This is a genomic window from Streptomyces sp. MB09-02B, assembly GCF_033794485.1.
Taxonomy (GTDB): Bacteria; Actinomycetota; Actinomycetes; order Streptomycetales; family Streptomycetaceae; genus Streptomyces.
The window spans coordinates 1-11428 of sequence record NZ_JARGEE010000079.1 but is presented as its reverse complement, the minus strand read 5'-3'; the positions used below and the strand labels follow the sequence as shown (position 1 = coordinate 11428).

The following is an 11428-nucleotide window of genomic DNA, read 5'->3' as shown; positions in this document are numbered from 1 at the left end:
TGTTCGTCATCGTCCCGGCGCCCCCAGGAGGCACGCCTCCGGGCACCGAGCTCGTCCCGACCGTCGCGCCCGTCCCGACCGTCGCGCCCGTCCCGACCGTCGCGCCCGTCCCGACCGTCGGGTCCGTCGCGCCTGTCGGGTCCGTCGTCCTTGCCGTGCGTGCTCATGCGGGCGCCTCCATGGCGACCCGCAGTGCCGCGATGCCCCGGGAGCCGTACGCCTTCACCGAGCCCAGCGATATGCCGAGCGTCTCGGCGACCTGGGCCTCCGTCATGTCGGCGAAGTAGCGCAGCACGAGGACCTCGCGCTGCCGCCGCTGGAGCCCCTTCATCGCCTTGATGAGGGAGTCGCGCTCCAGCTGGTCGTACGCGCCCTCCTCCGCGCTCGCCATGTCGGGCATCGGCTTCGACAGCAGCTTCAGGCCGAGGATGCGGCGGCGCAGGGCGGAGCGCGAGAGGTTCACGACCGTCTGGCGCAGATAGGCGAGCGTCTTCTCCGGGTCACGGACGCGCTTGCGCGCGGAGTGCACGCGGATGAACGCCTCCTGGACGACGTCCTCGCAGGAGGCCGTGTCGTCGAGGAGGAGCGCCGCGAGGCCGAGAAGCGAGCGGTAGTGAGCGCGGTAGGTCTCGGTGAGGTGGTCGACCGTCGTACCGGAGGCCGGCACCGTCGACGTGTCGTCCGCGCCGTCGCGCTGGTTGGGTATGCGGGTCGGCCGCGCCGCGGGCATCGGCGCGATCACCGGCATGCCGCCGGCCGAACCGGGCATGCGGGGACGGCGGGGTGGACGGAGGGCGGTGCCCCTCGTCTGTACCGCGGTGAAATCGAGAACCTCTGCCACGCCTGTTGGACCCGCATCCCCCCGTCGGGGTTGTACGAGACAGGCATCTCTTTTGCGTCAGACCGCACGCGTATCCGTATGGAACGTGCACCGGTCGGTATGGCGGCCGCGACCGTCGGCACGCAGCGCGCAGCCGTCGGTACGACCCACCGAACACCGGACAGCGCGTCGAACGCCCTCATGCGTACCAGCTCTTCCCCTATGCCCCAAGTGTTGGCGCCCAGCCCCGCCGAAGGGCGCCCGGTAAAGACGCTCCCCGTGCGCCGCGCGGTTGCGGCGGACGGGGAGAAAAACTCTCGATCACCGGGAGGCCTGAATCAACCCGGAGATCCGGCGACGGCGCGGGCGGAAAACTTCCGCGTGCGGCACCGCCGACTCGAAGAACTTACACGCCACGACCGACAAGGGCCGAGGCGGTGGGGTCGGGGGTGCGCTGTGGGTGGCCGGGTGCGTCGGGTGCGTTGTCGGGTGCGGGTGCGGGGGGCTTTTCGCGCAGTTCCCCGCGCCCCTGAAAGACCAGGCCCCGCGCCCCTGAAGGACCAGGCCCTGCGGGCCTGAAAGACCACGGGGCCGCAGGGGTGAAAAGCACGGGGCGCAGCCCCTGCTTTTCAGGGGCGCGGGGAACTGCGCGAGAAGCCCCCCCGGGCCGGCAGCCGCCGACGCACCCGAACCCCCGAGCTCCCAGGCGCCCTCGGCAAGCAGACCTACGCCGACTTCATCACCAGCTCCGCCACCTGCACCGCGTTCAAGGCGGAGCCCTTGCGCAGGTTGTCGCCGCAGACGAAGAGTTCCAGGGCCGTCGGATCGTCGAGGGCCCGCCGTACGCGGCCCACCCACGTGGGGTCCGTGCCGACCACGTCGGCCGGCGTGGGGAACTCCCCCGCGCCCGGATCGTCGTAGAGGACGACCCCGGGCGCGGTGGCGAGGATCTCCCGCGCCTTGGCGACGGTGACCTCGCCCTCGAAGCGGGCGTGCAGCGTGAGGGAGTGCGCGGTGACCACCGGCACCCGTACGCAGGTCACGGCCACCGGCAGTTTCGGCAGCCCGAGGATTTTGCGGGACTCGTCCCGTACCTTCATCTCCTCCGAGGACCAACCGTCCGCGCGGAGGTCCCCGGCCCACGGCACCACGTTGAGCGCCACCGGCTCCGGGAACGGCCCGGTGTTGTCGCCCACGGCACGCCGTACGTCACCGGGGGTGGTCCCCAGCTCCGTACCGGCGACCAGGGCGATCTGCTGGCGCAGGGTCTCCACGCCGGCCCGTCCCGCGCCGCTGACCGCCTGGTACGAGGAGGCCACCAGCGCGCGCAGCCCGAACTCGGCGTGCAGCGCGCCGAGCGCCACGATCATGGAGAGGGTCGTGCAGTTGGGGTTGGCGATGATCCCGCGCGGCCGGTTCCGGGCGGCGTGCGCGTTGACCTCGGGGACGACGAGGGGCACCTCCGGGTCCATCCGGAAGGCGCCCGAGTTGTCCACCACGACCGCGCCCTTGCCCGCCGCGACGGGCGCCCAGCGCTCCGCGATCTCGTCCGGTACGTCGAACAGCGCGACGTCGACCCCGTCGAAGACGTCCTCGGCGTCCTCCGACAGGGCGACGACCTCGACCTGCTCCCCGCGCACGGCCAGCTTGCGGCCGGCCGAGCGCGGGGAGGCGATCAGACGGATCTCGCCCCAGATGTCCGCGCGGTGGGACAGGATCTGGAGCATGACGGTGCCGACGGCCCCGGTCGCGCCCACGACCGCGAGCGTCGGCCTGCCGGTGCGCCCGGCATCGACAGCCATCAACGACCGCCGCCTCCGTGAATGAGGGCCATCAGCGACCGGTGCCCCCGTAGACGACGGCCTCGTCGCTGTCGGAGTCGAGCCCGAAGGCGGTGTGCACGGCGCGCACGGCCTCCGGCACGTCGTCGGCGCGGGTGACGACCGAGATACGGATCTCGGAGGTCGAGATCAGCTCGATGTTCACACCGGCGTTGGACAGCGCCTCGAAGAAGGAGGCGGTGACGCCCGGGTTGGTCTTCATCCCGGCGCCGACCAGGGAGATCTTGCCGATCTGGTCGTCGTAGCGCAGCGAGTCGAAGCCGATGCCGGCCTTGTTCTTCTCCAGCGCGTCGATGGCCTTGCGGCCCTCGGTCTTGGGGAGGGTGAAGGAGATGTCCGTCAGCCCGGTCGTCACGGCGGAGACGTTCTGGACCACCATGTCGATGTTGACCTCGGCGTCCGCGATGGCGCGGAAGATCGCGGCGGCCTCGCCCGGCTTGTCCGGGACGCCGACGACCGTGACCTTGGCCTCGGAGACGTCGTGGGCGACTCCGGAGATGATGGCGTGCTCCACCTTGTGGTCCCCTTGCGACTCTGGCTTCTCGTTGCTGACCCAGGTGCCCGGCAGTCCGGAGAAGGACGAGCGGACGTGGATCGGGATGTTGTAGCGGCGGGCGTACTCGACACAGCGGTGGAGCAGCACCTTCGAACCGGACGAGGCCAGTTCGAGCATGTCCTCGGAGGAGATCCAGTCGATCTTCCGGGCCTTCTTCACGACCCGCGGGTCGGCGGTGAAGACGCCGTCGACGTCGGTGTAGATCTCGCAGACCTCGGCGTCCAGCGCGGCGGCCAGGGCGACGGCGGTCGTGTCCGACCCGCCGCGGCCGAGGGTGGTGATGTCCTTCTTGTCCGCGCTGACACCCTGGAAACCGGCGACGATGGCGATGTTGCCCTCGTCCAGCGCGGTCCGGATGCGGCCGGGCGTGACGTCGATGATCCGGGCTTTGTTGTGGACCGAGTCGGTGATGACGCCTGCCTGGCTGCCGGTGAACGACTGGGCCTCGTGGCCCAGGTTTTTGATCGCCATGGCCAGCAGCGCCATGGAGATACGCTCTCCGGCGGTCAGCAGCATGTCGAACTCACGCCCGGCAGGCATCGGTGACACCTGCTCGGCGAGATCGATCAGCTCGTCCGTCGTGTCGCCCATCGCGGAAACGACGACGACCACCTGGTGGCCGTTCTTCTTCGCTTCCACGATCCGCTTGGCGACGCGCTTGATGCCCTCGGCATCGGCTACGGAGGAGCCTCCGTACTTCTGCACGACAAGGCCCACGTGCGCTCCTCGCTCCGTTTCAGTCCCTTATCCGCACATACACACGCACTCACACGTGCTGCGGCGGTCGGCTCAGTCTATCGAGCGGTCGAATATCCCTTCCCTGGTACCGCATGGTGAGATGTCCCGCTCACCCTTTGATCACCTGGGTTTTCTCCGGGCCGTCCACCGGTTTCGCCCGGCTTCTCGCCCCGGAGCCTCGACCGCTCCGGGAACGTCCCTGCCCAGGTCCTCGCCGAACAGTCGACGCGGACGGGGAAAAGTGCCTGGAGTCACACCGCTGCCCACCGAGGACCCTTCCGGCGACGGAACCGCAACTTTCAAGCACTAAGGTCATGGCCGTGCGCGTACTTCTGGTGGAAGACGACGAGCCGGTCGCCGAGTCCCTGCGACGAGGGCTCCTGCGATACGGCTTCGAGGTGCAGTGGGTCAACACGGGCGGTGCGGCGCTGTCGTACGACGGCCCGTACGACGTCGTCCTCCTGGACCTCGGGCTGCCCGACACCGACGGCCTCGACGTCTGCAAGGCCCTGCGGGACCGCAGCCAGGTGCCGATCATCGTGATCAGCGCCCGTAGCGACGAGACGGACCGCGTGGTCGGGCTGGAGCTCGGCGCCGACGACTACGTCTCCAAGCCGTTCGGCGTGCGCGAGGTGATCGCCCGGATAAGGGCGGTGATGCGCCGGGTGCAACCGCGTGCCGCCGACGCGCCCCCCGCCGGCCCCGACCGCTACGGCCCCCACCTGACCGTCGACCGCAAGGCCGCGCGAGTCCACCTCGACGGTACGGAGGTGGCGCTCGCCCCCAAGGAGTACGACCTCCTCGCGTTCCTCACCGAGGAGCCGGGCGCCCTGATGTCGCGCGAGCAGATCATGGAGGCGGTCTGGGACGCGAACTGGTTCGGCCCGACGAAGACGCTCGACGTTCATGTGGCCGCACTGCGGCGCAAGCTCGCCGGGGCGATCACGATCGAGGCGGTGCGGGGGGTGGGATTCCGGCTCATCGTGAACGAGGGCGCGGGTGCCGTCGGCAGCGAAGGCGCGGGCGCCGTCGGCAGTGAGGGCTCAGGCGCGTCATGATCCGTCAGCTCATCCGCAGCTACGTGCTCCTCGTGGCTGTGGCGATCGCCCTGTTCACCGTGCCGGTGGCCTTCACGCTCACGGATCAGCTGCGGAGGGACACCGGCCAGGCCCTGCAACGCGAGGCCAGGACCATGGCCCAGCTGCTGGGCGCCGGTGACACCGCGTCCTGCGCGGCCCTGGCGAAAATGGCCGGGGCCTATCCGGCCGACGAAGAAGAGGTCCAGGTCACCGCGACCAACCGGTGTGCGCAGGAGAGGCTGCGGGAAGCGACGGCGGACGCGGCGCTGACCGAGGCCCTGGAGCACGGCACGAGCACCGTCGACTGGGGCTCCGACTTCATCTGGGGCGACGACCTCGTGGTCACGGTGCCCGCCTTCGAGGGCTCGCCGGACGGAAAGACCGAGACGGAGGACGTCGTCGGCGCCGTCCGTATCAAGTTCTCCACCGAGGACCTCACGGCCCGGCTCTGGCAGATCTGGGGCTTCCGGGCGGCGCTGGCCGTCCTGGTGCTCCTGGCCGCCGCGGTCATCGGCGCGTTCGCCGCCCGGCGCCTGACCGCCCCGCTCCGCCAGCTCAACGAGATGGCGAGCAAGATGAGCGACGGGGACCTGACGGCCCGCTCCCCCGTGACAGGCCCCCAGGAGACACAGACCCTGGCGCGGACGCTGAACCAGGCGGGCGAACGCCTCGACACGCTGATCGCCTCGCAGCGCATCTTCGTCGCCGACGCCTCCCACCAACTCCGCACGCCGCTCACGGCGTTGCGGCTGTCGCTGGACAACATCGCGGACGGGGTGGACGACGAATTCGTCCGGGAGGACGTGGAGCAGGCCACCGCCGAGGTGGTCCGGATGAGTCGCCTGGTCAACGGGCTGCTGGTGCTGGCGCGGGCGGAGGCGAAGGTGACGGCGGCGGAACCGCTGTCCCTCCGGGAGATCATCCAGGAACGTCTCGGCGTGTGGAGACCGGCCGCCGACGAGCGCGGAGTCACCATCACGCTCAGGGGGAGTGCCGACGGCCGGCCGCTTGTGCTGGCCAGTCCCGGTCATCTGGACCAGGTCCTGGACAACGTGCTTTCGAACGCCCTGGAGGTCTCGCCGGACGGTGCGACGATCACGGTCTCGGTGGAGACCCGGGGCGACGAGGTGGTGCTGTCGGTGCTGGACGAGGGGCCCGGTATGTCGGACGCCGAGAAGTCCCGCGCCTTCGACCGCTTCTGGCGCGGTCAGGGCCTCACCGGGAAGTCCGGGTCGGGCCTCGGCCTCGCCGTCGTCAAGCAACTCGTCACCGACGACAACGGGACCGTGGCCCTCAAGGACGCGCCCGGGGGCGGGTTGTGCGTCGCGCTCACGCTGCGCGCGGCGCGGCACGGGGGTGGCTGAGCCGGGGGGTGGCTCAGCCGGCCTTGAGTGGCTGGGCCGGGGGGTCGAGCCCAGCCACGACTTGGGGTCCGGCCGGCGGATCAGCCCTCGGGCATCGCCGACGAGTGGTGGTTCACGATCTTCCACACGCCGTTCCGCTTCTCGTACTCGTAGGTGTAGCGGGCGTCGACGCGCTTCTTCTCGCCGGTCTTCGGGTCGGTGAGGATGAAGTAGTACGAGCCGGTGTCGATCGCGGAGTTGCTGTCCAGGACGTTGATGATCGTCTTGGTCTTCTTGCCGACCGGCTTGTTCTCCAGGAAGTGGTTGAAGTAGTCGACGATGCCGGCGCGGTCGGTGCGGATCTTGTTGGAGACGGTCGGCAGGAGCACCGCGTCCTTCGCGTAGCGGTCCGCGACCTTCTTGGAGCTACCGGTCTGCAGCGTCTTGTTCCAGCCGTCGAAGAGCGCCGCGATCTCCTTCTTGGAGGGCTTCTTCGGAGCGGCCTCGGCCCCGGCCATGCTGACTCCGGCGGTGACCGTGCCGGCGGTGACCAGTGCGGTGGCGGTGACGATGGCGGCGCGTATCCGGTTCTTGCGGGTCATCGCGATCTCCTGTGCGAAGTGTGGGGTGTTACTGCCTCCGCTTCGTGTGCGGTGGAAGTGACTCAAGATTCGCGCGACGCCGGTTAGGGGCTGTGCAGCGGACGTACAGGCCGCGGGCAAGGTTCGTACAGCATGTCCGGGAGGGGCGGAACGGGGGTCGGCGCCGGGCGATCGGCGCAGGGGTCGGCCGCAGGTGGAGCGGCGTGGGGATCGGACCGACGTCAGTCGGCGTCGTCCGGCGCGGGGGCGGCAGCGAGGCGGCGCACGTTCCTGCCGATCTTCGAGTCGCCCAGCGACCGCAGGGAGTCCTCGTTCACCCCGGCCGCCAACTCCTCGGCGTGTGCGTGCCGCCCTGCCCTGCGCAGCAGGACGACGTGGTAGGCGCGGACGAGGAGGGTAACGGGTGAGACGTCTCCCAGATCCCGGCGGGCCAGATCGACGGCCCGTGCCGACAGGTCGACGGCCCGCTGCCGGTCACCGCTCGCGGAGGCTGTCCGCGCCCGGTCCAGCAGCCGCAGGGGGTCCTCCGGGTCGTCGTCCGTGGATCCGCTGAGGGACCACGCCTGGCGCCGCTCCGGTTCGGCGGGGGACTGCGCCGACGGTGTCCCGTTTGGCGCGCCCGGCGTGTTCTCGTCGGGCCGACGGTCCGCGCCCAGAATCCGCCGCGCCTGCGGGGCGTGCGCGAAGGTCGCCCCGAGCGCGCGTGTCCGGTCCTCCGCCTCCTCCAGCGCGTCGGACAGCTCGCTCCGCGCCCGGACCGTGTCCGGGTGGTCCGGGCCGAGCAGACGCTCGCAGTCGGCCAGGGTACGGAGCCTCAGGTCCAGGGCCCGGTCGACGTCCCCGGTCATCAGACAGCTCTCGGCCAGGGCCCCCCGAGCGAACCTGACGCCCTCGTCGTCGGGGTCGAGGGCGCGCAGCGCGGCCGCGAGCCCTCGCTCGCACAACGCCACGGCACGCGGACCGGGTTCGTTGATGACGAGCAGCAGACCGGCGCTGGTGAACAGGGTCGCGGTGTCCGCCGTGTCCTCCTCCTGCGGATACCGTGCCGCGAATGCCTCCACCTGCGTCGCCCACACCCGTCCCTCGGGCCGGAGCACGGCCCTCATGTCGGTGTCGTCCCCGTCCTGCCACCTCGGTTCGGCCAGGACCAGCACCTGGACGGCGACTCGACGACCGCCGGCGGTGTGGACCTCGTTCCGATGAGGGTCGCCGGGGTCGGTCGTCCGGGTCACGGCCTGCACCAACCGGTGCACCGAGATCGTCCCGTCCCCCAGGGTGATCATGCTGTGCGCGGCCAGCCGTCTGATCGCCTCGGTCGCCTCCAGCGGGTCACCCGGCAGTTCGACGTACCCGCGCGGAACGCCCTCCGAGCCCAGCCACGCGAGGATGTGCAGCAGCATCAGCGCCTTCGGCGTGTCCGCGAGCCGGTCCAGGGTCACGCGCCAGACCCGGGCGACGGTCCGTTCCGCGTCACCGCCCTCGGGGCCCGAGGCGTACAGGCTCGCGGGGCGCCGCGCGAGGAGCTCCCGGTACGCCCTCGGCGTGATCCCGGCCTCGCGGCAGTACGCGGCAGCCTGGTCGACGGCCAGAGGCAGGCACCCCAGCTCGGCGCAGAGTTCCTCGACGCCGTCCGTCGAGCCCTCGTAGATGGTCGTGAACAGTTCCACGGCTTCGTCGGGTGCGAGCACATCCAGGTCCAGCGTGCGCGCGATCCCTCGCCAACTCGTCGGCCCCCTCCGTGTGGTGATCAGGAAACGGCCTCTCGGAGCCCGATCCAGCAGAGTCCTCACATCGGCCGGGTCGTCGACGTTGTCCAGGACGAGGAGCCAGCCGTCGTGGGCGGAGAGCCACTGGAGCGTACGTTCCCGGAGGGCCGCCTCCGGGAGGGTACCGGCCAGCGCGGGTGTCAGGGCCCGGCCGAGATCGGCGAGCCCCGAGTCCAGTTGGGCCCGGGACTCGGCGGCGATCCACCAGACGGGGTTGACGTCGGCGCCCCGCCCGGCGGCCCATCGCGCCGCCAGCGTCGACTTACCGACCCCGCCGAGCCCGTGCACGGCGTGCACCACGACCCCACCGGGCGCCTCGAACGCCTCGTCCAGGAGAGCGAGTTCACGCTCCCGCCCCACGAAATGCCCGGTCCGCCCGGGCAGATATCTCACGGGCCACGTCACATCCCCGACCGTGAGCGCCTCGGCGGGCAGTACGGTGCCCTGTTCGACCTGGACCTGGGTGGCGAAGTCACCGGTGGCCACCTGCCGGATGTCCCGTCCGGCCGCGACGGCCCGCTCCCCGGATGCCTCCACCGAACGCCCGCCGGACGCCTCGTCCCCCGCCGATGCGTCTCTCACCGTTCGCCCCCCCTCCGCGCACGACCCGTGTGACCCATCATGGCGGGGAGGCGGTCAGTCCGCGTACTCCTTGAGGTGCTCGGTGTCGAGGCTGATGTTCACCGGGTCGGGCAGCTTGACCGTGGCCCCGAAGGCGAACTTCTCCTCGTGCCGGTAGCGCCCGCCCTCCGGCTGGTTGAACACGACGACCGAGCAGTCGTCGCGGTCGATGAGGAGGTAGACGGGGATGCCGGCGGCGGCGTAGCCGTCGGGCTTCTCGACCCGGTCGCGCTGATGGGTGTCGGAGTCGTGCGAGGTCACCTCCACGACCATGAGGACGCCCTCGGTGTCCGACCAGTCCCCATGTCCCATCGGGAATCCGAACGGCGCGAGCAAGCCGTCCGGGCGTGCCCGCCCCTTCCGGTATTCCTCGACCTTCATGCCACGATCCCCGTAGAGCCACAGCTCGGGACGGTGTTGCATGCACAGCCGCTGCAACCAGGCGACGATGTGGTCGTGATTGCCATCGGTCACCGGCTTGACCTGGACCTTCCCGTTGATGAACTCCAGCCTCACCATCTCGGGGGCATGGCGTTCCAGTTCCTCGAACTCCTCGACGGACATCTGCGGCCGGTGCTCGGTCCTGGGGGTCATGGCGTCGCCTCCTCGACTCCATGGTGCCCTGACCGGCACGTCCTGCACGCTCATACGCCCCTCCCGTCCGCCGGGTCGCCGGCGAGACCGCTCCGCGTCATCACTTCCAGCGCCCCAGACGGCCCGCCCGGCGCAGCTCATCCACCCGGGCCGTGACGTCCACGACCTCGTCGGCGCCGGGCAGGCCACCGGCACGCGGGGCGGGGAGGAAGGTGTCCGGGACCGGCGTGTCCACCGACATCGGCCCGTCCGCCTCGATCTCGGCAAGACATTCGGGACACAGCCCGTGCACGATCTCGACGGTGAGCTCGTCCGCGTCGCAGAGACCACAGGCCATGATCACCCGGGTCACACGAGCACGCCGGGCCGCCTTCTGCCGCAGCTTGGCCTTCTTCGGACGCGGCGACGGGGTCGGGGGCATCTTCTTCTCCAATCGTTTGCGGGCGAATCCGCCCGGGTTGGTGACTTCCGACGGCAACCCGTCGGTCAGCGCCGTGGTGACGTCCTGCGGCGTCGCCCCTCGCGACAGCCACTGCGTGACCAGGGATTCGAGGGAGTGGCAGTCGGCTTCGGACAGCGGCATACGGGGATCGACGGAACGGATGTCGGCGAGGGTCTGATACGCGGTGCTGGGCTCGCCCCCCGAAGCCGGGCTCGGGGCGGTGCTTGCAGTCGGGGTCGGGGTCGGCTCTTCGGGCGTCTCGTCGGCGGGCTCGTTCTCCTCGACCCGGGCCAGCCCCGACTGGTAGTGCTCCGTCACGTCCCTGCCGTCGCGCTTCCGTGCGAAGTCCGCCCACCACTCCACGGACCTGGGCGTGCGCGACCAGTACGTCCGCGTCACCCAGCGCATGGAGCCTTCCTCGATGGTGATGTGCTCCTTGATCCAGCGCAGATGCCCGGCGCGCACGAGGCGACCCGCCGACGTGCGTACGGCTTGCTGGCCGTAGTGAGGGTGTTCTGCCGCGATCACCTTGTGGCCCATGGCGTGGCCGTCTTCGAGATGGTCGATGAAGACGGCGATCTCGGCGTCGCGGGGGCTCAGGTGTGCGAAGTTCGGGTCCGCGTGCGGGTCTTCGTCACCCACGGAGCGTTTTCCGTAACCCGTCTTGGCCATCGGGTGGGACGGGGAAGGCAGGGCAGCACTAGGCTGGGCGTAAGCCACGATCGAGTCCTGTCGATCCGTAGGTCTAGGCCCTGGCACTGGTGTTGGCGCACCGGCCGGGGCCGATCTATGTGGTCAGATGCCGCGAACCTAGAGCGACTTTACGTTCCGAAGCAAGTCGATCACAGAACGTCACCCTTTCGGGTTACGCCCCTTCAACTCACGTACAGGCTTGGTTGGTTGGGTTGGTTTTCAAGTCTTTCCCAGAGTCTTGGAAACCCATGGGAAGAGCTCGGGTCCCGGGGCTCAAGCTCCGGGCTGACCTGCGGCGATGAAGGCGGCCCAGGCGGGGGCGGGGAGGGTGAG

At 70.3% G+C, this 11428-nt stretch carries 9 protein-coding genes; 2 read left to right on the top strand and 7 right to left on the bottom strand.

Going from position 1 to position 11428, the window contains the following annotated elements; genetic code table 11:
• Positions 1–163 precede the first annotated feature (163 nt).
• The 3 genes from P1P70_RS14185 to P1P70_RS14175 all read right to left on the bottom strand — a co-directional run bounded on the left by P1P70_RS14185 (position 164) and on the right by P1P70_RS14175 (position 3934).
• Positions 164–769: a SigE family RNA polymerase sigma factor gene (locus tag P1P70_RS14185; protein WP_319237198.1), complete on the bottom strand. Its 606-nt coding sequence runs from the start codon at positions 767–769 to the stop codon at positions 164–166.
• A gap of 776 nt (positions 770–1545) precedes the next feature.
• Complete coding sequence (locus tag P1P70_RS14180) at positions 1546–2622, bottom strand: aspartate-semialdehyde dehydrogenase (RefSeq protein WP_319237197.1); 1077 nt, start codon at positions 2620–2622, stop codon at positions 1546–1548.
• Between the two features lie 31 nt (positions 2623–2653).
• Positions 2654–3934 carry an aspartate kinase gene (locus tag P1P70_RS14175; protein ID WP_215448203.1) on the bottom strand — a complete coding sequence of 427 codons (1281 nt, stop codon included), beginning with the start codon at positions 3932–3934 and terminating at the stop codon, positions 2654–2656.
• Positions 3935–4275: 341 nt separating this feature from the next.
• On the opposite strand from P1P70_RS14175, the gene P1P70_RS14170 reads away from it, so the two are divergent.
• Both P1P70_RS14170 and P1P70_RS14165 read left to right on the top strand, forming a co-directional pair.
• Positions 4276–5013 carry a response regulator transcription factor gene (locus P1P70_RS14170; RefSeq protein ID WP_319237196.1) on the top strand — a complete coding sequence of 246 codons (738 nt, stop codon included), beginning with the start codon at positions 4276–4278 and terminating at the stop codon, positions 5011–5013.
• Positions 5010–6398 (top strand): HAMP domain-containing sensor histidine kinase, encoded by a 1389-nt coding sequence (locus tag P1P70_RS14165; protein ID WP_319237195.1) that lies wholly within the window; start codon positions 5010–5012, stop codon positions 6396–6398. Before P1P70_RS14170 ends, P1P70_RS14165 begins: the two co-directional genes overlap by 4 nt.
• Positions 6399–6478: 80 nt before the next feature.
• Here the strand turns inward: P1P70_RS14165 and P1P70_RS14160 are convergent, their stop codons facing one another.
• The 4 genes from P1P70_RS14160 to P1P70_RS14145 form a co-directional block, all read right to left on the bottom strand.
• Positions 6479–6979 (bottom strand): SgcJ/EcaC family oxidoreductase, encoded by a 501-nt coding sequence (locus P1P70_RS14160; RefSeq protein WP_045558125.1) that lies wholly within the window; start codon positions 6977–6979, stop codon positions 6479–6481.
• A 221-nt stretch (positions 6980–7200) separates the two neighbouring features.
• A complete protein-coding gene (locus tag P1P70_RS14155) occupies positions 7201–9327 on the bottom strand; it encodes a tetratricopeptide repeat protein (RefSeq protein ID WP_319237194.1) in 2127 nt (708 codons plus the stop codon).
• Between the two features lie 54 nt (positions 9328–9381).
• The gene (locus tag P1P70_RS14150) at positions 9382–9960 is read right to left on the bottom strand and encodes a Uma2 family endonuclease (RefSeq protein WP_319237193.1); all 579 of its coding nucleotides are present in this window, start codon (positions 9958–9960) and stop codon (positions 9382–9384) included.
• Positions 9961–10060: 100 nt separating this feature from the next.
• Complete coding sequence (locus P1P70_RS14145) at positions 10061–11044, bottom strand: hypothetical protein (protein WP_319237192.1); 984 nt, start codon at positions 11042–11044, stop codon at positions 10061–10063.
• Positions 11045–11428: the final 384 nt, after the last annotated feature.